21 protein-coding genes are annotated in these 22,538 nt (G+C 67.4%); 12 read left to right on the top strand and 9 right to left on the bottom strand.

All coding sequences use genetic code 11. The features are described from left to right. Positions 1–78 precede the first annotated feature (78 nt). The 5 genes from OG331_RS25640 to trxA all read left to right on the top strand — a co-directional run bounded on the left by OG331_RS25640 (position 79) and on the right by trxA (position 5,002). Complete coding sequence (locus OG331_RS25640) at positions 79–1,797, top strand: protein kinase family protein (RefSeq protein ID WP_406200234.1); 1,719 nt, start codon at positions 79–81, stop codon at positions 1,795–1,797. Between the two features lie 30 nt (positions 1,798–1,827). Beyond that, positions 1,828–2,565 carry an RNA polymerase sigma factor SigM gene (gene sigM, locus OG331_RS25635; RefSeq protein WP_406200231.1) on the top strand — a complete coding sequence of 246 codons (738 nt, stop codon included), beginning with the start codon at positions 1,828–1,830 and terminating at the stop codon, positions 2,563–2,565. Then, entirely contained in the window at positions 2,562–3,491 is a 930-nt protein-coding gene (locus OG331_RS25630) for an anti-sigma factor family protein (protein ID WP_406200229.1), read from the top strand. Before sigM ends, OG331_RS25630 begins: the two co-directional genes overlap by 4 nt. A 170-nt stretch (positions 3,492–3,661) precedes the next feature. Then, entirely contained in the window at positions 3,662–4,630 is a 969-nt protein-coding gene (trxB, locus tag OG331_RS25625; RefSeq protein WP_362385967.1) for a thioredoxin-disulfide reductase, read from the top strand. A gap of 39 nt (positions 4,631–4,669) precedes the next feature. Further along, a complete protein-coding gene (trxA, locus tag OG331_RS25620; RefSeq protein WP_328880530.1) occupies positions 4,670–5,002 on the top strand; it encodes a thioredoxin in 333 nt (110 codons plus the stop codon). A 75-nt stretch (positions 5,003–5,077) separates the two neighbouring features. Here the strand turns inward: trxA and OG331_RS25615 are convergent, their stop codons facing one another. The 3 genes from OG331_RS25615 to OG331_RS25605 form a co-directional block, all read right to left on the bottom strand. Further along, positions 5,078–5,695 (bottom strand): GNAT family N-acetyltransferase, encoded by a 618-nt coding sequence (locus OG331_RS25615; protein WP_406200225.1) that lies wholly within the window; start codon positions 5,693–5,695, stop codon positions 5,078–5,080. A 319-nt stretch (positions 5,696–6,014) separates the two neighbouring features. Continuing rightward, entirely contained in the window at positions 6,015–7,112 is a 1,098-nt protein-coding gene (locus tag OG331_RS25610) for a ParB/RepB/Spo0J family partition protein (RefSeq protein WP_406200223.1), read from the bottom strand. After that, entirely contained in the window at positions 7,109–8,182 is a 1,074-nt protein-coding gene (locus OG331_RS25605) for a ParA family protein (RefSeq protein WP_406210264.1), read from the bottom strand. The genes OG331_RS25610 and OG331_RS25605 overlap by 4 nt, the downstream gene beginning before the upstream one ends. Positions 8,183–8,771: 589 nt before the next feature. Between OG331_RS25605 and OG331_RS25600 the strand changes: the two genes are divergently transcribed. Further along, a complete protein-coding gene (locus tag OG331_RS25600) occupies positions 8,772–9,113 on the top strand; it encodes a hypothetical protein (RefSeq protein ID WP_369272168.1) in 342 nt (113 codons plus the stop codon). Positions 9,114–9,234: 121 nt separating this feature from the next. Here the strand turns inward: OG331_RS25600 and rsmG are convergent, their stop codons facing one another. The 6 genes from rsmG to rpmH all read right to left on the bottom strand — a co-directional run bounded on the left by rsmG (position 9,235) and on the right by rpmH (position 12,764). Further along, complete coding sequence (rsmG, locus tag OG331_RS25595) at positions 9,235–9,951, bottom strand: 16S rRNA (guanine(527)-N(7))-methyltransferase RsmG (protein ID WP_406200220.1); 717 nt, start codon at positions 9,949–9,951, stop codon at positions 9,235–9,237. Between the two features lie 126 nt (positions 9,952–10,077). Then, positions 10,078–10,590 (bottom strand): protein jag, encoded by a 513-nt coding sequence (locus OG331_RS25590; RefSeq protein ID WP_406200218.1) that lies wholly within the window; start codon positions 10,588–10,590, stop codon positions 10,078–10,080. Between the two features lie 15 nt (positions 10,591–10,605). Further along, a complete protein-coding gene (gene yidC, locus OG331_RS25585; RefSeq protein ID WP_406200216.1) occupies positions 10,606–11,880 on the bottom strand; it encodes a membrane protein insertase YidC in 1,275 nt (424 codons plus the stop codon). 3 nt (positions 11,881–11,883) lie between these two features. Then, complete coding sequence (gene yidD / locus OG331_RS25580) at positions 11,884–12,237, bottom strand: membrane protein insertion efficiency factor YidD (protein ID WP_328426094.1); 354 nt, start codon at positions 12,235–12,237, stop codon at positions 11,884–11,886. Then, positions 12,234–12,605, bottom strand: coding sequence for a ribonuclease P protein component (gene rnpA, locus OG331_RS25575; protein WP_383608304.1), 372 nt, complete (start codon positions 12,603–12,605; stop codon positions 12,234–12,236). The genes yidD and rnpA overlap by 4 nt, the downstream gene beginning before the upstream one ends. 21 nt (positions 12,606–12,626) lie before the next feature. Then, positions 12,627–12,764: a 50S ribosomal protein L34 gene (gene rpmH / locus OG331_RS25570; protein WP_005482975.1), complete on the bottom strand. Its 138-nt coding sequence runs from the start codon at positions 12,762–12,764 to the stop codon at positions 12,627–12,629. A 383-nt stretch (positions 12,765–13,147) separates the two neighbouring features. Between rpmH and dnaA the strand changes: the two genes are divergently transcribed. The 6 genes from dnaA (at position 13,148) to gyrB (ending at position 22,497) form a co-directional block, all read left to right on the top strand. Continuing rightward, positions 13,148–15,055 carry a chromosomal replication initiator protein DnaA gene (dnaA, locus tag OG331_RS25565; protein ID WP_406200212.1) on the top strand — a complete coding sequence of 636 codons (1,908 nt, stop codon included), beginning with the start codon at positions 13,148–13,150 and terminating at the stop codon, positions 15,053–15,055. A gap of 859 nt (positions 15,056–15,914) precedes the next feature. After that, positions 15,915–17,045, top strand: coding sequence for a DNA polymerase III subunit beta (gene dnaN / locus OG331_RS25560; protein WP_328884390.1), 1,131 nt, complete (start codon positions 15,915–15,917; stop codon positions 17,043–17,045). A 207-nt stretch (positions 17,046–17,252) separates the two neighbouring features. Then, positions 17,253–18,128 (top strand): phosphogluconate dehydrogenase (NAD(+)-dependent, decarboxylating), encoded by an 876-nt coding sequence (gene gnd, locus OG331_RS25555; protein ID WP_362385980.1) that lies wholly within the window; start codon positions 17,253–17,255, stop codon positions 18,126–18,128. 160 nt (positions 18,129–18,288) lie between these two features. Then, positions 18,289–19,410, top strand: a complete 1,122-nt coding sequence (gene recF / locus OG331_RS25550) for a DNA replication/repair protein RecF (protein ID WP_406200210.1) — start codon at positions 18,289–18,291, stop codon at positions 19,408–19,410. Further along, positions 19,407–19,958 (top strand): DUF721 domain-containing protein, encoded by a 552-nt coding sequence (locus OG331_RS25545; RefSeq protein WP_406200207.1) that lies wholly within the window; start codon positions 19,407–19,409, stop codon positions 19,956–19,958. The genes recF and OG331_RS25545 overlap by 4 nt, the downstream gene beginning before the upstream one ends. A gap of 478 nt (positions 19,959–20,436) precedes the next feature. Next, positions 20,437–22,497, top strand: coding sequence for a DNA topoisomerase (ATP-hydrolyzing) subunit B (gene gyrB, locus OG331_RS25540; RefSeq protein ID WP_383234903.1), 2,061 nt, complete (start codon positions 20,437–20,439; stop codon positions 22,495–22,497). Positions 22,498–22,538: the final 41 nt, after the last annotated feature.

Below are 22,538 nucleotides of genomic sequence, written 5' to 3'. Positions count from 1 at the left end.
TGGGCACAATTGGTTTCGGCGTTGGACGGCGCGCACTGAGTCGGACGGCGCGCAACGAATGGGGAGGCAGGAACGACGGTGGCGGAACGGAGCACGGCTGCCGTCGACGTGGCAGACAACAGCGGCGATGAGCCGCTGACCGCTCAGGCGGACCAGTCCACGGCCGACGGGGTGGCCAAGAATCGGGAGCGGGACACGGACATCGACGAGGCACAGGGGAGTGGCGGGACCGAGGGTCCCGAAAAGGCCTCACCGCCCGAATTGCACAGCGGTCACAAACTCGCCAGACGCTACCGCCTTGAGGAGTGCGTCACCCGTCTGGACGGTTTCAGCAGCTGGCGTGCGGTCGACGAGAAACTCCGTCGCGCCGTCGGCGTGCACATCCTGCCCGCGGACCACACTCGGGCCCGTTCCGTGCTGGCCGCTGCCCGCTCCTCCGCACTGCTCGGCGACCCTCGGTTCGTCCAGGTCCTCGACGCCGTCGAGGAGAACGACCTCGTCTACGTCGTTCACGAATGGCTCCCCGACGCCACCGAACTGACCACGTTGCTCGCCTCCGGCCCGCTGGAGCCGTACGACATCTACCAGATGGTCACCCAGGTGTCCGCCGCCATGGCGGCCGCGCACCGCGAGGGCCTGGCGCATCTGCGCCTGAACCCGAACGCCGTGCTGCGCGCATCGACCGGCCAGTGGCGCATCCGCGGCCTCGCCGTGAACGCCGCCCTGCGCGGCATCAGCTCCGACACCCCGCAGCGCACCGACACGGAGGCGATCGGCGCCCTGCTGTACGCCGCGCTCACCCAGCGCTGGCCGTACGAGAGCGACGCCTACGGGCTGTCCGGGCTGCCCAAGGACATCGGGCTGATCGCCCCCGACCAGGTGCGCGCCGGCGTCCACCGGGGCCTGTCCGAGCTCGCCATGCGCGCGCTGGTCAACGACGGCGCGACCGCGTCCCGCCACGAATCCGCGTGCACGACGCCGGAGGAGTTGGTGAAGGCGATCGGCGAGATGCCCCGCATCCGCCCGCCGGAGCCCTCGTTCACGGCCCCGCCGGACTATCAGCGCACGACGTACCAGCAGGGCACGTATGGCCGCCAGGCGTCGCATCCGGGCGCCACCCAGCCGGTACCGACCCCGCCGCCCCCGCTGCAGAGCCGTACCGGCAAGGCCCTGAAGTGGGCCGTGTCGGCTCTCCTGATCGCGGCGCTGGGTCTCGGCAGCTGGCAGCTCGCTGACGCGCTCATGGACCAGGGCAACAAGCCCGAGGACGGCAGCCAGACGCAGACGACGGACGACAACGACAAGAACGGCGACAACACCAAGCCGGTCCGTCCGATCAAGATCCAGAACGCCCAGGAGTACGTCGCTAAGGGCGGAGCGCAGGCTCCGGAGGACGTGGGGAAGACCTACGACGGCGACAGCTCGTCGTACTGGCGCACCAAGAGCTTCGTCGACGGTCCGGAGATGAATCCGGCCTTCAAGCCGGGCGTGGGCATCGTCTACGACCTCGGATCGCCTCAGTCGGTGTCGGCCGCTTCGATAGGGCTTCTGTATCCCGGCGACCACACGACCGTCGCGCTCTACGCGTCGGACTCCCTGACGCCCTCGTCGCTGGACTCGATGGAAAAGATCGGCACCGTCACGACAAGCGGCACCAGTGCGACGGTGAAGGTCACCAAGTCGGTGAAGACCCAGTACGTTCTCGTGTGGCTCACCGCCATGCCTCATGCGGACGGTGACCAGTACAGCGGCTCCGGGTTCAAGCAGGCCATCACCGACCTGAAGTTCACCGGCTAGAGCTCACCACGTCCAAGGGGAGGGGGTCCGATGGCAGAGGGCACCGCACACCGCGAGGTGAGCGACCAGGATCTCCTGGCCCTCCATGTGAAGGGCGACCCCGATGCCTTCGGTGAGCTCGTGCGGCGCCACCGCGATCGGCTCTGGGCGGTGGCGCTGCGGACGCTCGGAGACCGCGAGGAGGCCGCTGACGCCGTCCAGGACGCCCTCGTGTCCGCCTACCGGGCCGCCCACACCTTCAGAGGCCAGTCGGCCGTCACGACGTGGCTGCATCGGATCACCGTGAACGCCTGCCTGGACCGCGCCCGCAAGGCTGCCTCCCGAAAGACCTCCCCCGTCGACGACACCGAGCGCCTGGAGCAGTTGCTGGAGCCTCACGAGGAGGCATCCGCGCCGGCGGAGCGCAACGATCTGCATCGCCAGTTGCTGGAGGCCCTCGGCACGCTGCCGCCCGACCAGCGCGCGGCACTCGTCCTGGTGGACATGCAGGGATACCCCGTCGCGGAGGCTGCCCGGGTCCTCGATGTGCCGACCGGGACGGTCAAGAGCCGATGTGCGCGCGGCAGAGCCAGACTCCTGCCTCTCCTCACGCATCTACGACCGGAGAGCGCCCGCGGCGGCAAGGACTCCGGCCAGAGGCGGAACCGGACGGAGGGGGCATCCGTCCCACCGGCAGCGGGTCCTCATGACACGGCGCAAGCCAAGGATCCGCGTGATGGCGGGCCGAGTGATTCAGCAGCAGTGAAGGGCGGAGGTGGGCGAGCGTGACATCCACGACGGACACGGCCGGGCACCCGGACGTCACCGAGCTCTCCGACCTCACCGAGGGCCTGCTCCCTCCGGCCAGGACTACCGAGGTACGGAGTCATCTGGACCAGTGCGAACTTTGCGCGGACGTCCACGGCTCGCTTGAGGAGATCCGGGAGCTGCTCGGCACCCTGCCCGGCCCGGCGCGCATGCCCGCCGATGTCGCCGGCCGCATCGACGCCGCTCTCGCCGCTGAGGCGCTGCTGAACGCGACGGCGCCCGATGGCGTCGATGCGCCGACGCTCGCTGGTGATACCCACGCTGCGATCTCCGGTGCGGACGACGGCGCGCATGTTTCACGTGAAACATCGGCAGCGGCGCACCGTCCGGCAGGGCACGCCCGCTCCTCGACCACCGGTCCCGGCCGCAAGGACCGCAAGAAGCCCGGGCGCCGCAGGGTGGCCGTCCTCGGTGCCGCCTTCACAGCTGCCGCTCTCGGACTCGGCTCCGTGCTGCTGACCTCACTGATGGGGGGCGGAGGGGCCGGTCCATCGGCTGATGGCGGGCAGACCACCGCCGACACCTTCTCCGCAGCGAAGCTGGAGAAGCAGGTCACCGATCTCCTCGCCGCGAGCGAGAGCTCTCCAGGCACCTCCCGCGGTCCGGACCGCAGCCTCGGCGTGGAAGGCAATTCCGACACCGAGAGCCCCAAGATCCTGCGTGAGATCACGGTGCCCGACTGCGTCAGGGAGGGCATCAACCGCGACGACGCGGCGCTCGCCGCTGAGGAAGGTGTCTACCAGGGCAAGGACGCTCTCCTCGTCGTGCTGCCGGACGCCAACGATGCCAGCCGGGTCACCGTCTACGTCGTGGACTCGACCTGTGTGAAGCAGCCGTCGTCGACTACGGCCAAGGTTCTCCTGAAGGACTCCTACCCGCGTTCCTGAGTCCCGGCGGCTCGTCTCCGTCCGGCCCGCCCAACCCCTACGCTGTGGCGTCACCGTGTGCCCGGACACAGCGGGAATGCGCGCCCCTTAGGATCCGTTGGGTGGGGTGAGAGTCCTGAAAGGGACTCCCCCCGGCCCTTCGACGCAGTCCAGAGACGAGGAATCAAGCCGTGAGCGATGTCCGTAACGTGATCATCATCGGCTCCGGGCCCGCCGGTTACACGGCGGCGCTCTACACCGCGCGCGCGTCGCTGAAGCCGCTCGTGTTCGAGGGAGCCGTCACCGCTGGCGGTGCGCTCATGAACACGACCGAAGTCGAGAACTTCCCGGGCTTCCAGGACGGCATCATGGGCCCCGAGCTCATGGACAACATGCGCGGCCAGGCAGAGCGCTTCGGAGCCGAGCTCATCCCGGACGACATCGTCAACGTCGACCTGAGCGGTGAGATCAAGACCGTCACCGACACCGCGGGCACCGTCCACCGGGCGAAGGCCGTCATCGTCGCCACCGGCTCTCAGCACCGCAAGCTCGGTCTGCCGAACGAGGACGCCCTCTCCGGCCGCGGCGTCTCCTGGTGTGCGACCTGCGACGGCTTCTTCTTCAAGGACCAGGACATTGCCGTGATCGGCGGCGGCGACACCGCGATGGAGGAGGCCACCTTCCTCTCCCGCTTCGCCAAGTCCGTGACGATCGTCCACCGTCGTGACACCCTGCGCGCCTCGAAGGCGATGCAGGACCGTGCCTTCGCCGACCCGAAGATCAAGTTCGTCTGGGACAGCGAGGTGGCCGAGGTTCAGGGCGAGCAGAAGCTCTCCGGCCTGAAGCTACGCAACCTCAAGACCGGCGAGCTGTCGGACCTGGCGGTCACCGGCCTGTTCATCGCGATCGGCCACGACCCGCGCACCGAGCTGTTCAAGGGCCAACTGGAGCTGGACGAGGAGGGCTACCTCAAGGTCGAAGCCCCCTCCACCCGCACCAACCTGACCGGTGTCTTCGGCGCCGGCGACGTGGTCGACCACACCTACCGTCAGGCGATCACTGCGGCCGGTACAGGCTGTTCCGCCGCCCTGGACGCCGAGCGCTTCCTCGCCGCCCTCTCGGACGAGGAGCAGGCCGAGCCCGAGAAGACCGCTGTCTGACCTCCACCCATCCCACGCACCACAGTTAAGGAGCCCGCCGTGGCCGGCACCCTGAAGAACGTGACCGACGACTCCTTCGAGCAGGACGTCCTCAAGAGCGAGAAGCCCGTCCTGGTGGACTTCTGGGCCGCCTGGTGCGGTCCGTGCCGCCAGATCGCGCCGTCCCTCGAGGCCATCGCCGCCGAGCACGGCGACAAGATCGAGATCGTCAAGCTCAACATTGACGAGAACCCGGGTACGGCCGCCAAGTACGGCGTCATGTCCATCCCGACGCTGAACGTCTACCACAACGGCGAGGTCGCCAAGACCATCGTCGGCGCGAAGCCGAAGGCCGCAATCATCCGCGACCTCGAGGACTTCATCGCCGAGTGATGTTTCACGTGAAACACGAATGGGCCAACCCCCTCGGGTTGGCCCATTTGCTTTGAGAGGGGCCCAGAGCAGCGGTCAGAGAGGCCGCAGTACGGGTTCCTTCTGCACGGCCCCCAGTAGCCGGTCGATCGCCATCTCCACGTCTTCCTTCCAGGACAGCGTCGTCCGCAGTTCCAGCCGCAGACGTGGAGAGGTGGGATGCGGGCGAACGGTCTTGAAGCCCACGGCCAGGAGATGATCTGCCGGCAGCACACATGCCGGCTCTTTCCAACGCGCGTCGCCGAAGGCCTCGATGGCCTTGAAGCCCCGTCGCAGCAGATCTTTGGCGACTGTCTGGACCATCACTCGGCCCAGCCCCTGTCCCTGGTACCCGGGCATGATGAACGCCGTCATCAACTGCACGGCATCGGGCGACACGGGACTCGTGGGGAACGCAGTCGAGCGCGGGACGTAAGCCGGAGGCGCATAGAGCACGAAGCCCACCGGTACGTCGTCGACATAGACGACCCGACCGCAGGAGCCCCAGTCCAGCAGGACAGCTGAGATCCAGGCTTCCTTCTCCAGCGCCGGCGTGCCGGCTCTTACCGCGGCTTCACCGCTGACCGGGTCCAACTCCCAGAAGACACACGCGCGGCAGCGCTTGGGAAGGTCCGGAAGGTTGTCCAGCGTGAGCGGTACGAGCCGTCGCCCCATGAAGGCTGTTCCTCGCTTCCTTCGCCCGCGGCATCGCGAGCGGCTGTCAGGGCGCTCCGTTCCCTGAGCAGGCTGCCGACGAATCCGCCGACCGCGCCCAGCCCAAGACCCGCGCTCACCAATCCGGTGCGGCTCACCATTCGCATGGACCCCGCCCTCCCCTTAGAGGTCTGCCAGGTGGATGCGCCATACCCGAACGCATCGTATCCACGATGCGATTCCATCGATACCGCCAGAAAGCAAAGTGCGGGCCGTGTTCCGGTACACACCGGACACGGCCCGCATGGGCACGCTGGGTAGGAAGCCGGCCTGCAGGGCCTCAGGCCTCGTCCTCCTCCGCGTCGCCTTCCAGAAGACTCTTCTGGAGAGCGAGCTTCTCACCCGGAGCAAACGTGGTGAGGATTCGCTCAAGGTCCTCCGGGGAGGCGAACTCGACAGTGATCTTGCCCTTCTTCTGGCCCAGTTCGACCTTCACCCGTGTCTCGAAGCGGTCCGAGAGCCGGGTCGCGAGGTCGGACAGCGCCGGGGAGGGCACGGAGCCGGCCCGCGGCCCCCTGGAGCGCTGGGCCTTCTGCGGGCGGGAGCCCATCAGAGTCACGATCTCTTCGACGGACCGAACCGAGAGACCTTCAGCGACCACCCGGTAGGCCAGCCGCTCCTGCTCCTCGGAGTCATCCACGGAGAGAAGCGCCCGCGCATGGCCGGCGGAGAGCACACCGGCGGCCACCCGGTTCTGGACCTTGGGCGAGAGCTTCAGCAGACGCAGAGTGTTGGAGACCTGCGGGCGGGAACGGCCGATACGGTCCGCCAGCTGGTCGTGCGTGCAGTTGAAGTCCTTCAGCAGCTGATCGTAGGCGGCCGCTTCTTCGATCGGGTTCAGCTGAGCACGGTGCAGGTTCTCCAGGAGGGCGTCCAGGAGAAGCTTCTCGTCGTCCGTCGCCCGCACGATCGCCGGGATCGCCTCAAGGCCGGCCTCACGGCAGGCCCGCCAGCGTCGCTCACCCATGATGAGCTCGTACCGTGCGGGGCCGATCTGCCGTACGACGATCGGCTGGAGGAGGCCGACCTCCTGGATGGAGGTGACGAGTTCCTGCAGTGCGTCCTCGTCGAAGACCTCACGCGGCTGCCGCGGGTTCGGCGTGATCTCGTCGAGGGGGATCTCCGCGAAGTGGGCGCCCATGGGAGACGCGGGGGTCTCCACGGCACCGTTGAGCGAAGGCTCCTCGGTTTCATGTGAAACAGGCGGCAGCGTGGCCACCTTGGCCGCGGCCACGCCACGGTCGCTCAGCACCGGTACAGCAGCCGAGGACGCGGAAGAAGCGCCACCCATCGCTGCCGGGGGCACCGTCTTCTCCGTCGGTGCAGCAGGGATCAGTGCGCCGAGACCACGACCCAAACCCCTCCGTCGCTCGCTCACTGGATCCCCTCCGCCATGCTCGGGTTGTTCTGGGCGCCGAAGTGGGCGTTGGTCGGGTCGTAACTGACGCCAACGCCCTTCAGCGCGATTTCTCTTGCCGCCTCAAGATACGACAAGGCACCGCTCGATCCTGGATCGTAGGTCAGCACGGTCTGCCCGTAGCTCGGCGCCTCGGAGATACGGACCGAGCGAGGAATGCTCGTCCGCAGCACCTCGTCGCCGAAGTGGCTGCGCACCTCGTCCGCGACCTGGGACGCGAGCCGCGTCCGGCCGTCGTACATGGTGAGCAGGATCGTCGAGACGTGCAGAGCGGGGTTGAGGTGCCCCCGCACCAGGTCGACGTTGCGCAACAGCTGGCCGAGGCCCTCCAGCGCGTAGTACTCGCACTGGATCGGGATCAGGACCTCCTGCCCAGCGACGAGCGCGTTGACCGTCAACAGGCCGAGCGAGGGCGGGCAGTCGATGAGGATGTAGTCCAGCGGCTGGTCGTAAGCCTGGATCGCCCGCTGCAGTCGGCTTTCGCGTGCCACCAAGGAGACCAGCTCGATCTCCGCACCGGCGAGATCGATCGTGGCCGGGGCACAGAAGAGACCCTCGACATCAGGGACCGGCTGGACGACCTCCGACAGCGGCTTGCTCTCGACCAACACGTCATAGATCGACGGAACTTCTGCGTGATGATCGATCCCCAGGGCGGTGGAGGCATTGCCCTGCGGGTCGAGATCGATGACCAGCACACGGCCACCATGCAGAGCCAGCGACGCGGCAAGATTGACGGTCGTCGTCGTCTTGCCCACGCCCCCCTTCTGGTTGGCGACCACCATGACGCGGGTCTGCTCGGGCCGTGGCAGGCCCTCGCCGGCGCGACCTAGAGCTTCCACCGCCAGTTGGGCAGCACGACCGATGGGAGTGTCGTCCATCGGGGGCGGTGTTTCACGTGAAACATCCTCCCCCATCGACTCGGTACGGGGACCGGGGACCGGATCGGTCATCGGTCCCGCGATGTTGGCGTCGGACCGCAAGGATTCACTCTCCTCGACTTCAGGCTCGCAATGAACAGAGCCTCCCATGCCTTCGGGGTCGTGAACCAGTGAGGCCTGTTGTTCTGTGGAGAAATCCACCTCTGTGGACAACTCCGTGCCCCCCACGGGGGACGGAGTGTCGTCGGAATCACCTTCTCCGAGAGAACCGAGGGGCTTCCTGTCTCGAGGTTCGGCAGCGCGGCTGCGGCTGATGATGCCGTGAAGCAGTGAGCGACGTTTCACGTGAAACACGATGCCAGCGCCATCCGGAAATGCTCCACGACACTCCACCTTGAGTAGTTTTGTACCCTTTTGCGGAGTGCACTCTGAGTGCCGACTGGGCGTCACCGCCACCGTTCAGGCGGCCGCGCATGAGACCTCCGCCACAGCCGCCACCCCCACGCATGATGGGACGATAACGATCTTTCAGGTAGAAACGCCCCACGCCGTGCAACCCAAATACACCTCAAGGTATTTATCGGGAGAATTTCGACGAAGGATTAACGAGGTAGGGTGTGAAATGAAACGGGGGGCACCGGGCGTCGACCAATCCCGGAAGCCATTTACGGGGTAGTACATTCGCGCGCTTTCCGCTTCGTTGAGCATTGACCAAAAGAAAGACATTACGGGGAGCACCATGAAGAGCAGGAATGTCGCGCGCACGGCTGCCGTAATTATCGGCATCGGAATGCTGAGCGCCACCACGCCGGCCTTCGCCGACCAGGACGTCAAGGCCATCTGGGGACACGGGTACCGCACCAGCGCTGACAAGGGCGTTGCTGCCGTCAAGGACCTCGGCGACGACGGCAACGAGGTCTACGTGCAGTACACGCGCAGCGGCCACGGCAGCAAGATCTTCACCCTGTGGAACAAGAAGGGCAAGGGCACCACGACCTACAGTGGTGACGGCGGCACGGTGACCATCAAGAAGGTCTGCCGCTCCATCTCCCTCAGCTCGGACTACTGCGTCAACCGGTAGATTCGGGTCTGTTAACAGAGGTCCGGAAACGCATAAAAAAGAGGTGCCCTTTCCCGGGGGTAATCCCCCGGGAAAGGGCACCTCTTTTGCGTAGAATTCGATACGCGGCGCCCCGCCTCCGTCAGCGCCTGCGCCGTGCCCGGGTCGTCCGGGCCGCCTTCGCACGCTTCGCTGCGAAACGCACACCTCCCGGGCTCTCCCCGACCTCCACACGGACGACGGTGGACATCGGATCCACCACTCCCTCGCCCACATGCAGGATCGACGTCTCCACAGCACCGAGCTTGCTCAGCGCCGTCGCAGCGCTCTTCAGCTCCTCCTCGGCGGTGTCGCCCTTGAGGGCGAGCATCTCGCCGTATGGCCGCAGCAGCGGAATGCCCCAGGTCGCAAGGCGGTCCAGCGGTGCCACCGCACGCGCGGTCACCACATGCACCGGCGGCATCTTGCCCATGACCTCCTCGGCACGGCCACGGACGACCGTCACGTGGTCCAGCCCGAGCAGCTCCACGACCTCCGTCAGGAAGTTCGTCCGTCGCAACAGGGGTTCCAGCAACGTGATCTTCAGGTCTTCCCGGACCAGCGCCAGGGGGATCCCGGGCAGGCCCGCGCCCGAGCCGACGTCGCACACCATCACGCCCTCCGGGACGACCTCGGAGAGCACTGCGCAGTTCAGTAGATGCCGCTCCCACAGGCGAGGCACCTCTCGTGGGCCGATCAGGCCGCGCTGCACACCCGCTTCGGCGAGCAGTTCGGCATAGCGGACCGCATCACCGTAGCGATCGCCGAACACCTCACGTGCCTGCTCGGGCACAGGGGGAAGCTCCGCTGCCTCCGTCACGGGGGACCGTCCTTCCGTTCGCGCCGACGCAGAAAGCGCCGGCACCAGAACCACCACAACTATTCAGGCTGACAAAGTTCGGCCCCGCCTGCGCGCAGACGGGGCCGGGGGAACGTAGGGGACCGATCAGGCGGGAAGCACAACGACGAACCGCTGTGGTTCCTCGCCCTCGGACTCGCTGCGCAGGCCCGCGGACTTGACCGCGTCGTGCACGACCTTGCGCTCGAACGGCGACATCGGATTCAGCTTCACGGGCTCGCCCGTGCTCCTGACCTCGGCGGCGGCCTTGGCACCCAGCTCGGAGAGCTCGGCACGCTTCTTGGCCCGGTAGCCCGCGACGTCCAGCATGAGCCTGCTGCGGTCCCCGGTCTCCCGGTGCACGGCCAGACGCGTGAGCTCCTGCAGTGCCTCCAGCACCTCGCCGTCACGCCCGACCAGCTTCTGCAGGTCTCGACCGCCCGAGTCGCTGATGATCGATACAGCGGCGCGGTCGGCCTCGACGTCCATGTCGATGTCGCCATCGAGATCGGCGATGTCGAGCAGACCCTCGAGGTAGTCCGCCGCGATTTCGCCCTCCTGCTCCAGGCGGGACAGGGTGTCTGCACCCTCGGCAGCAGCGGAGGTGGTGCCTTCCGTCACGGGATGGGCTCCTTCTTACTTCTTGGTCGGGGACTTGGGGCGCTGCGGACCGCCCTTGCGCTGCCCGGACTGGGCCTTGCTACGGCCGCCACCGCTGCCGGACTTCTGCGCGGTCTTCTTGGCAGCACCAGGCTTTTCGTCCTCGGGCTCCTCGGACTTCTCCAGGGACATCGTCGGCTCACCGGCCTGCTTGGGACCGCCGTGCTGACGCTGGGACTTGCTCTGCCGCTTCGGCTGCTGCCGCTTGGGGGCAGCAGCGGTGGCCGGCGTACCGTCCTCGGCCACTGTGGCGACTGTGCCCTCGCCCTTCAGCACGGTGCCGTCGGCCTGCGCCGCCAGACCCGCCTTGCTCAGACCGTTGATGAACTTGCGCTCGAACTCATTGCGGTCGCGGCCCTTGGCGACGATGGCCTTGACGATGGCGCGCTCACCGCGACCACGGGTCTTCCCGTGCTGCGTGACGTGCTTGGTCAGACGCTCCAGGTACGCGGACTGCGCCTTGGAACCCGGGGTCGGGTTGTTGCGGATGACATACATCTGCTGGCCCATGGTCCACACGTTGGTGGTCAGCCAGTAGACGAGGACACCGACCGGGAAGTTGATGCCGAAGACGGCGAACATGACCGGGAAGATGTACATCAGCATCTTCTGCTGCTGCATGAACGGCGTCTTCACCGTGGTGTCGACGTTCTTCGTCATCAGCTGGCGCTGCGTGTAGAACTGCGACGCCGACATCAGGACGATCATGACCGCGGTGACGATGCGGACCGTGGTCAGAGTGGCGTCGAGCGCCGCGACGTCCGAGCTGCTGTCGGTGAACTTCGCGGCCAGCGGAGCACCGAAGATGTGCGCCTTCTGCGCGCTCTCCAGCAGGCTCTCGTTGATGACACCGACGGTGTCGTTGTTCGCGATGCTGTTGAGCACGTGGTACAGGGCGAAGAAGAACGGCGACTGCGCCAGGATGGGAAGGCACGAGGAGAGCGGGTTGGTGCCCGTCTCCTTGTACAGCTTCATCATCTCTTCGGACTGGCGCTGTTTGTCGTTCTTGTAGCGCTCTTGGATCTTCTTCATCTCGGGCTGCAGCGTCTGCATGGCCCGGGTCGCCTTGATCTGCTTCACAAAGAGCGGGATCAGGCAGATACGGATCAGAATCACCAGGGACACGATGGACAGGCCCCAGGCCCACCCGGTGTTATCGCCGAAGATGGCGCCGTACACCGTGTGGAACTGGACGATGACCCAGGAGACAGGTGTCGTGATGAAGCTGAAGAAGCTGGCAATCGTGTCCACTAATCATGCTCCTTGGGCATGGGACGGGGTCTCTGCGGCCGGGCTCGAAGGAACATTGTCCTCGGTGGCCGTTTCGGCGGCGGAGGGCCCGCCCTTGCGTGCGCGCCACGCGTTGCGCAGCAGCTCGTGCCACCGCGGGCGCTTGCGTGGCGGGACATGGTCCACACCGCCCAGCGACCACGGGTTGCACCGCAGGATGCGCCAGGCGGTGAGCGCGGTGCCCTTGATCGCACCGTGCCTGTCGATGGCGGTGTAGCCGTAGTGGGAGCACGACGGGTAGTACTTGCAGACCGGCCCGAGCAGTGGACTGATCGTCCACTGGTACAGCTTGATCAGGGCCAGCAGTGGGTACTTCATCGCGCGCCCCCTCCCAGCAGCCGCTGCAGAGCGGCGTCCAGGTCTTGGGCCAGCTGTGCATGGTCCGCGTCACCCGCACCGGGCAGCGCTCGTACGACTACCAGGCTACCGGGGGGCAGCTGGTCGACTCGGTCGCGCATCAGATGGCGAAGCCTGCGCTTCACCTTGTTCCGCACGACCGCGCCACCCACTGCCTTGCTCACGACGAAACCCGCACGCGTCGGGGGAGCGCTCTCCCCAGGCGCGTGCGGGTCCGTGGCACCGCTACGAAAGTGGACGACGAGAGTCGGGCGTCCAGCCCGGCGTCCTCGTCGTACCGCGGTCGCGAAGTCCTCGCGCCGCCTCAGCCGATGCTCGGTAGGCAGCACGACGTCATGACCTGATCGGGATCAGGCGGACAGGCTGGCGCGACCCTTGCTGCGGCGGTTCGCCAGAATCGCGCGGCCGGCACGGGTGCGCATCCGCAGACGGAAGCCGTGGGTCTTGGCACGACGACGGTTGTTCGGCTGGAAGGTGCGCTTGCTCACTCGGGGGCTCCAGAAATAAATCGGGGTTTGCGGGTGCCGTCCTGGCTGTCACCGTGCGCCCACGAGTAGCTCGCGTTAACGCCCGAGTGCACCGCTTACCGATCACCTTGACGCGATCTGGCCCATCGGAGGCAGGCGGCAGCAGCCATCGACAACTCGACCTGGTTACGGTACGCGCGGCTACGCCATCCGGTCAAACCAGAGGTCACTAGGAGACACTATCCACAGCCTGGGGACAACAACTTGAACCGCACCCACCGCCCTGACTACCGTGACTGAACTCCGATTCGTTCCCTTGTCCCCTTGATTCGGGCTCCGCCCGGTTTGAATCCCGACCCGTCCCACAATCACACGTTCGTGGGACCCGTGAGAGAGCGTGCCCTGTGGCTGACGTACCTGCCGATCTTGCCGCAGTGTGGCCACGAGTACTCGAGCAACTCCTCGGTGAAGGTCGCGGTCAGGGTGTCGAGGTGAAGGACGAGCACTGGATCCGACGCTGCCAGCCGCTCGCGCTGGTCGCCGACACCGCCCTGCTCGCCGTGCCGAACGAATTTGCGAAAGGCGTACTGGAGGGCCGCCTGGCCCCCATCGTCAGCGAGACTCTGAGCCGCGAGTGCGGTCGTCCGATCCGCATCGCGATCACCGTCGACGACTCCGCCGGCGAGCCCCCGGCGCCACCCGCTCCGCCCCAGCCGCGTTACGAGGAGCCCGAACTCCCCTCGTACGAGGGCTACGGCCGCCACCGCGCCGACGACCAGCGACCCGGCGACCAGCTGCCCACCGCCCGCCCGGCCTACCCGAGCGAGTACCAGCGCCCCGAGCCCGGCCCCGGCAGCTGGCCGCGCCCGAGCCAGGACGAGTACGGCTGGCAGCAGCAGCGGCTCGGCTTCCCGGAGCGGGACCCGTACGCGTCGCCGTCGCAGGACTCCTACGGCCAGGACTCGTACCAACAGGACTCCTACGGCCCGCCCTCCCAGGACTACCGCCCGCAGCCGATGGAGCGGTCGTCGTACGACGGGCACCGCCCCGACTACGAGCAGCAGCGGCCGGACTACGACCGCGACGCCCGGCGTGACCTGGACGCCCGGCGTGACCTGGACGCCCGCCGGGGCCTCGACGCCCGCCGCGACCGGTCCGAGCCGCCCTCCGGCTCCGGCCATGTGCACCGCGGCGGCCCCGTCGGCGCGAACCTGCCGACCACCGGAGCCCCCGGACCGCTGGCAGCGCAGCCCGCGCCGGCGCCCGGGCCCGGTGAGCCGACCGCGCGCCTGAACCCGAAGTACCTCTTCGACACGTTCGTCATCGGCGCCTCCAACCGCTTCGCGCACGCGGCCGCGGTCGCCGTCGCCGAGGCGCCGGCGAAGGCGTACAACCCCCTCTTCATCTACGGGGAGTCGGGGCTCGGCAAGACGCACCTGCTGCACGCGATCGGGCACTACGCGCGGAGCCTGTACTCCGGCACGCGCGTGCGGTACGTGAGCTCGGAGGAGTTCACCAACGAGTTCATCAACTCCATCCGCGACGGCAAGGGCGACAGCTTCCGCAAGCGCTACCGCGAGATGGACATCCTGCTCGTCGACGACATCCAGTTCCTCGCGGACAAGGAGTCGACGCAGGAGGAGTTCTTCCACACGTTCAACACGCTCCACAACGCCAACAAACAGATCGTGCTGTCCAGCGACCGGCCGCCCAAGCAGCTGGTCACGCTGGAGGACCGGCTGCGGAACCGTTTCGAGTGGGGCTTGATCACCGACGTCCAGCCGCCCGAGCTGGAGACGCGCATCGCGATCCTGCGCAAGAAGGCGGTGCAGGAGCAGCTCAACGCCCCCCCGGAGGTGCTGGAGTTCATCGCCTCCCGCATCTCGCGCAACATCCGCGAGCTGGAGGGCGCGCTGATCCGGGTGACGGCGTTCGCCTCGCTCAACAAGCAGCCGGTCGATCTGGGTCTGACGGAGATCGTCCTCAAGGACCTGATCCCGGGCGGTGACGGCGCGACGCCGGAGATCACCTCGACGGCCATCATGAGCGCCACGGCCGACTACTTCGGTCTCACCGTCGAGGACCTGTGCGGCAGCTCCCGCGGCCGCCAGCTGGTCACGGCCCGGCAGATCGCCATGTACCTGTGCCGTGAGCTGACCGACCTGTCGCTGCCGAAGATCGGCGCGCTGTTCGGCGGCCGCGACCACACCACGGTGATGCACGCCGACCGCAAGATCCGCAATCTGATGGCCGAGCGACGCGCCATCTACAACCAGGTCACCGAGCTCACGAACCGCATCAAAAACGGCTGACGGACCCAGCTGTACGCACGCAAGGGCGCCCCCGGTGGAAGACATCGGGGGCGCCCTTCGTCATGTCGCGGTTGTCGGCTGTTCGAATACTTGCCGGGTTACGGCCACTCTCCACAGATTCGGTGACTTTCCGCCGTCCACATCCTGGGGACTGGGAAGTTGTCCAGACTGTGTCCACAGAGGCCGCTGTTGAAAGACCATCAGACCAGGTCAACTGCCTGTGGATTCGTGGACGAACGATCTCCACAGACTGTGGACAGCGAGACGATCCACAGGCTGTGCATCAAGTTGTCCACCGGCAACCCACAGGCCGGGGCCAGTTGTCCCCAGCGATCCCCAGCTTCTCCACATCACTGTCCACTGTTCGGCAACGCGACGCGCCTTCTCACCGGCGCGAGTGAAAGGCGTCACACGAAGGTGCCGGGTTGGCCTGTGGGAAAGGTGGGTAAAGCTGGGGACGGCGCTGGGGAGAAGTCGCCTCAGGCTGTGCATGGGGTGTGCAGAACTTTCCGTTCTCCACAGATACGCCTGGTTGTCCACTGCCGTCGCCCACAGGGTCCGTGGACAAAATCTTGGCTCTGAGCTGGGCAAACACGGTTATCCACCGTTTCCACAGGCCCTACTACTACTCCCAACTAGAGAGAGCTGGGAATCCGTTTCGAAGTGGGTCCTGTGCACAACTCGCTGTCCGGCTCCCGGCTGCCCCTCGTCACGACTTGACCCCGAGAGGCACCTACTGTCAGTGGGGTGCGTCAGACTGTTCCCGGTGTCCTTCCCCTCACTGGGGGCCGACGACACCGAGACAGACGACGAAGCCAGGCAGGCCGAGAAGCGCCGGCAACAGCAGGAGGCGGCAACAGTGAAGATCCGGGTGGAACGCGACGTACTCGCGGAGGCAGTGGCCTGGGCGGCACGCAGCCTCCCGGCCCGTCCGCCGGCGCCTGTCCTCGCCGGCCTCCTCCTCAAGGCCGAGGACGGCCAGCTGAGCCTGTCCAGCTTCGACTACGAGGTCTCCGCGCGGGTGAGCGTCGAGGCCGAGGTCGAGGAGGAGGGCACGGTCCTGGTCTCCGGCCGCCTGCTGGCCGACATCTGCCGCGCTCTCCCCAACCGACCGGTGGAGATTTCCACAGACGGTGTACGGGCGACCGTGGTCTGCGGCTCCTCGCGGTTCACACTCCACACCCTGCCTGTGGAGGAGTACCCGGCGCTGCCGCAGATGCCGACCGCCACCGGCACCGTCCCCGGTGAGGTCTTCGCCTCCGCCGCCGCCCAGGTGGCCATCGCCGCCGGCCGCGACGACACGCTGCCCGTCCTCACCGGTGTGCGCATCGAGATCGAGGGCGACACCGTCACGCTGGCCTCCACCGACCGCTACCGCTTCGCGGTCCGCGAGTTCCTGTGGAAGCCGGAGAACCCGGAGGCGTCCGCGGTCGCCCTGGTGCCCGCAAAGACGCTCCTGGACACCGCCAAGGCGCTCACGAGCGGCGACAGCGTCATCCTGGCTCTGTCCGGCTCGGGCGCCGGCGAGGGCCTGATCGGTTTCGAGGGCGCCGGCCGCCGGACGACGACGCGTCTCCTGGAGGGTGACCTTCCCAAGTACCGCTCGCTGTTCCCGACGGAGTTCAACAGCGTCGCCGTGATCGAGACCGCCCCCTTCGTGGAGGCCGTCAAGCGCGTGGCCCTGGTCGCCGAGCGCAACACCCCGGTGCGGCTCAGCTTCGAGCAGGGCGTGCTCATCCTGGAGGCCGGTTCCAGCGACGACGCACAGGCTGTGGAAAGGGTCGACGCCCAGCTGGAGGGCGACGACGTGTCGATCGCCTTCAACCCGACCTTCCTGCTGGACGGCCTGAGCGCCATCGACTCCCCGGTCGCCCAGCTGTCCTTCACGACGTCCACGAAGCCCGCGCTGCTCAGCGGCAAGCCGGCGCTGGACGCCGAGGCGGACGAGGCCTACAAGTACCTGATCATGCCGGTGCGGCTGAGCGGCTGAGCGGCTGCAGAGGTCGGCGCCGCGGTTGTCCACAGCGTCCCCAGGCACGGTGGATCACCGGACCTGGGGACGAGCTGTCGGACGAAGCCGCAGGTAAGGGCGTACGTATGAGCGCCTATGCCCACGGATGTGCGCGTGCGTCCGGGTTTAGGCTCGTACGCGGGTACGAAGGTGCCCCACACGCCACAGCAACCTAAGGAACAACTGATGGAGCTCGGTCTCGTCGGCCTCGGCAAGATGGGCGGCAACATGCGCGAGCGGATCCGCCGCGCAGGCCACACCGTCGTCGGATACGACCGCAACCCGGACCTCGCGGATGCCCACAGCCTGGAAGAGCTTGTGGGCAAGCTCCCCGGGCCGCGCGTGATCTGGGTGATGGTCCCGGCAGGTGCCCCGACCCAGTCGACCATCGACGAGCTCGCCGAGCTGCTGGAGCCCGGTGACGTCGTGGTCGACGGCGGGAACTCCCGCTGGACGGACGACGAGCGGCACGCCGAGGAGCTGGCGGCCAAGGGCATCGGATTCGTCGACTGCGGCGTCTCCGGCGGCGTCTGGGGCCTGCAGAACGGCTACGCGCTGATGTACGGCGGCGACGCGGAGAACGTCGCCAAGGTGCAGCCCATATTCGACGCCCTCAAGCCGGAGGGCGACCGTGGCGCTGTACACGCCGGCAAGGTCGGCGCGGGGCACTTCGCGAAGATGGTCCACAACGGGATCGAGTACGCGATGATGCAGGCCTATGCCGAGGGCTGGGAGCTGCTGGAGAAGGTCGACTCCGTGACCGACGTCCGGGAGATCTTCCGTTCCTGGCAGGAGGGCACGGTGATCCGTTCCTGGCTGCTGGACCTCGCGGTGAACGCCCTCGACGAGGACGAGCACCTGGACAAGCTCAGGGGTTATGCACAGGACTCCGGCGAGGGACGCTGGACTGTGGAAGCAGCCATCGACCACGCGGTGCCGCTCCCCGCGATCACCGCGTCGCTGTTCGCGCGGTTCGCGTCCCGCCAGGACGACTCCCCGCAGATGAAGATGATCGCGGCGCTGCGGAACCAGTTCGGCGGCCACGCGGTCGAGAAGAAGTGACGGGTGGAGCACAAGTGACCGTCGGGGCGGAAGTGCCCGTCGGAGACCGGAGAAAGTAGTCCACACCCTGGGGATGGCACCCTGGCACCCTCAGGAGTGACCCGGTTGTCCACAACTGGGGACAGTCGAACCACATGTTGGGGGAGGTCGGCGAACGACCATGCACGTCACGCATCTGTCGCTGGCCGACTTCCGCTCGTACGCCCGGGTCGAAGTCCCGCTCGACCCGGGCGTCACCGCATTCGTCGGACCCAACGGCCAGGGCAAGACCAACCTCGTCGAGGCCATCGGCTATCTCGCCACCCTCGGCAGCCATCGGGTCGCCTCCGACGCCCCCCTCGTGCGCATGGGCGCCGACCGGGCGGTCATCCGGGCGCAGGTGCGGCAGGGTGAGCGGCAGCAGCTGGTCGAGCTGGAGCTGAACCCCGGCAAGGCGAACCGGGCCCGCATCAACAGGTCCTCGCAGGTCAGACCCCGTGATGTGCTTGGCATCGTACGGACCGTCCTGTTCGCCCCGGAGGACCTCTCCCTGGTCAAGGGAGACCCCGGCGAGCGGCGCCGTTTCCTGGACGAGCTGATCACCGCCCGCTCTCCGCGCATGGCCGGCGTCCGCTCCGACTACGAGCGGGTCCTCAAGCAGCGCAACACGCTCCTGAAGTCGGCCGCGCTGGCCCGTCGGCACGGTGGCCGTTCCATGGACCTGTCGACCCTCGACGTCTGGGACCAGCATCTCGCCCGCGCGGGCGCCGAGTTGCTCGCCCAGCGCCTGGACCTGATCGCGACGATCCAGCCGCTGGCCGACAAGGCGTACGAGCAACTGGCCCCCGGCGGCGGCCCCATCGCGCTCGACTACAAGCCGTCCGCTCCCGGCGAGGCGCATACCCGCGAGGACCTCTACGAGCAGCTGATGGCGGCGCTCGAAGAGGCACGCAAGCAGGAGATCGAGCGCGGCGTCACCCTCGTAGGGCCTCATCGGGACGATTTGCTTCTCAAACTCGGTCAGCTGCCCGCCAAGGGATACGCCTCGCACGGCGAGTCCTGGTCCTTTGCGCTGGCGCTGCGCCTGGCGTCGTACGACCTGCTGCGGGCCGAGGGCAACGAACCGGTGCTGGTCCTGGACGACGTGTTCGCCGAGCTGGACAGCCGGCGCCGTGAGCGCCTGGCCGAGCTGGTCGCGCCCGGCGAGCAGGTCCTGGTGACCGCCGCCGTCGACGACGACGTACCGCACGTGCTGGCGGGGGCGCGGTACACGGTGTCCGGGGGGACGGTGGAGCGCGTATGAGCGAGAACCCGTCCGCGAACGACAACGAGAGCTCCCCCAGGAAGACCCCCGAACCCTCCGGCGTCGACCTCGCGCGCGTGGCGCTCAGGGCGGCCAAGGAGCAGGCACGCGCGCGTGGCGACGCGGCGCAGCAGAAGAAGCAGGCGCGGCGCGGCGGCCTGCGCTCCGGTGCGCGGGCAGACGGCCGCGACCCCATGGCGCTCGGCTCCGCCATCAACCGCTTGATCACTGAGCGGGGCTGGGAGGCCCCGGCCGCGGTGGGCGGGGTGATGGGCCGCTGGCCGCAGATCGTCGGCGAGGACGTCGCCAAGCACTGCGTGCCGGAGAAGTACGACGAGGACGAGCGGACCCTGATCGTGCGCTGCGACTCGACGGCCTGGGCGACGAACCTGCGGCTGCTCGCGCCGACGCTGGTCGCCCGCCTCAACGAGGACCTCGGGCACGGCGCCGTGCGGCAGATCAAGGTGCAGGGTCCCGGCGGCCCGGCCCGCCGTTACGGTCCGCTGCGCGCTCCCGGCAGCACGGGGCCCGGCGACACCTACGGGTGATCGGACCGGCGGGGCCGCGCGTGAAGGGGCTTCCCGAGCCGCCGTCACAGCAGTCCCCACAGCCCCGTCGGCCGCAGGTGACCGACATCACATCAGCAGTCATCGGCGGTCGCGAAGTGCTGCCGGCGACCTCCTCCTCGTGCAACCGCACGCGGTTGCGAATCGCGACCTGACTCCGAAGTAGCCAAGGGTTGACGGCCGGAAGCGCTGAGTGGCTCCGTGAGCCTCTTGGAGACCCCATCCGTATATCGGGAGTCGGCCGAGCCGGGTTCAGGGCGGCACATGCGGACTCAGGTACCGGCAAACCCCCATCACTGTCGGCGCTACCGGTAGACTGGAGCCCAATCCCGCCCCACTCGTGGGGACCGTCCGGGAAAAGCTGAGCAACGCTGATCAAGGCTTACCAACGCAACATGCCGCAGCCGCTCCGGCAACCCGCCGACGAGCCTGGCTTGTGCTGTGCCAGAAAGGGCGCTTCGTGGCCGATTCCGGCAACCCCAACGAGAACATCCCGTCCACCGACGCCGGCGCCAACGGCGCGGTCACCTCGTCGAACGGCGAGGTCACCGCCTCGTACGACGCCAGCGCCATCACCGTCCTCGAGGGTCTGGACGCGGTCCGCAAGCGACCCGGTATGTACATCGGTTCGACCGGCGAGCGCGGCCTGCACCACCTCGTGCAGGAGGTCGTCGACAACTCCGTCGACGAGGCGCTGGCCGGCCACGCGGACACGATCGACGTCACGATCCTTGCCGACGGCGGCGTGCGCGTCGTCGACAACGGCCGAGGCATCCCGGTAGGCATCGTGCCCTCCGAGGGCAAGCCGGCCGTCGAGGTCGTGCTGACGGTCCTGCACGCGGGCGGAAAGTTCGGCGGCGGCGGCTACGCGGTCTCCGGCGGTCTGCACGGCGTGGGCGTCTCCGTCGTGAACGCCCTGTCTACCAAGGTCTCCGTCGAGATCAAGACCGACGGCCACCGCTGGACGCAGGACTACAAGTTGGGCGTCCCGACGGCCCCGCTTGCCCAGCACGAGGCGACGGACGAGCACGGCACCTCGGTCACCTTCTGGGCCGACCCGGACATCTTCGAGACCACCGAGTACTCCTTCGAGACGCTGTCGCGGCGCTTCCAGGAGATGGCGTTCCTCAACAAGGGCCTGCGCATCAACCTCACCGACGAGCGTGAGTCGGCGAAGGCCACCGCCGGTGCGGACGAGGCGGGCGAGGACGAGAAGCACGAGGTCAAGCACGTCTCGTACCACTACGAGGGCGGCATCGTCGACTTCGTGAAGTACCTCAACTCCCGCAAGGGAGAAGTGGTGCACCCCACCGTGATCGACCTGGAGGCCGAGGACAAGGACAAGCACCTGTCCCTCGAGATCGCCATGCAGTGGAACGGTGGCTACACCGAGGGTGTCTACTCCTTCGCCAACATCATCCACACGCACGAGGGCGGCACGCACGAAGAGGGCTTCCGCGCGGCGCTGACCTCGCTGATCAACAAGTACGCGCGTGACAAGAAGCTGCTGCGTGAGAAGGACGACAACCTCACGGGCGACGACATCCGCGAGGGTCTGACCGCGATCATCTCGGTGAAGCTGAGCGAGCCGCAGTTCGAGGGCCAGACGAAGACCAAGCTGGGCAACACCGAGGTGAAGACCTTCGTGCAGAAGGTCGTCTACGAGCACCTCAACGACTGGCTGGACCGCAATCCGGTCGAGGCCGCGGACATCATCCGCAAGGGCATCCAGGCGGCCACCGCGCGCGTGGCGGCCCGCAAGGCGCGTGACTTGACGCGGCGCAAGGGCCTGCTGGAGACCGCGTCCCTGCCGGGCAAGCTCTCCGACTGCCAGTCGAACGACCCCATCAAGTGCGAGATCTTCATCGTCGAGGGTGACTCCGCCGGCGGCTCGGCCAAGTCCGGCCGTAACCCGGAGTACCAGGCGATCCTCCCGATCCGAGGCAAGATCCTCAACGTCGAGAAGGCGCGGATCGACAAGATCCTGCAGAACCAGGAGATCCAGGCGCTGATCTCGGCCTTCGGTACCGGAGTCCACGAGGACTTCGACATCGAGAAGCTGCGCTATCACAAGATCATCCTGATGGCGGACGCCGACGTCGACGGCCAGCACATCAACACCCTGCTGCTGACCTTCCTGTTCCGCTTCATGCGGCCGCTGGTCGAGGCCGGGCACGTGTTCCTGTCCCGTCCCCCGCTGTACAAGATCAAGTGGGGCCGGGACGAGGTCGAGTACGCGTACTCCGACCGTGAGCGCGACGCGCTCCTTGAGATGGGCCGTCAGCGTGGCAAGCGCGTCCGCGAGGACTCGATCCAGCGCTTCAAGGGCCTCGGCGAGATGAACGCCGAGGAACTGCGCATCACGACCATGGACCAGGAGCACCGCGTCCTCGGCCAGGTCACCCTCGACGACGCCGCCCAGGCCGACGACCTGTTCTCGGTCCTCATGGGCGAGGACGTCGAGGCCCGTCGCCAGTTCATCCAGCGCAATGCCAAGGACGTCCGCTTCCTCGATATCTGAGTCGGTCTCAGCTGACCGAACCAGGAAGGATCTTCACCAGC

This window comes from Streptomyces sp. NBC_01017, assembly GCF_045162795.1.
GTDB classification, from domain to species: Bacteria; Actinomycetota; Actinomycetes; order Streptomycetales; family Streptomycetaceae; genus Streptomyces; species Streptomyces machairae.
Note: the sequence above shows the minus strand (reverse complement) of the source record. Positions and strands in the feature narration are given on the sequence as shown.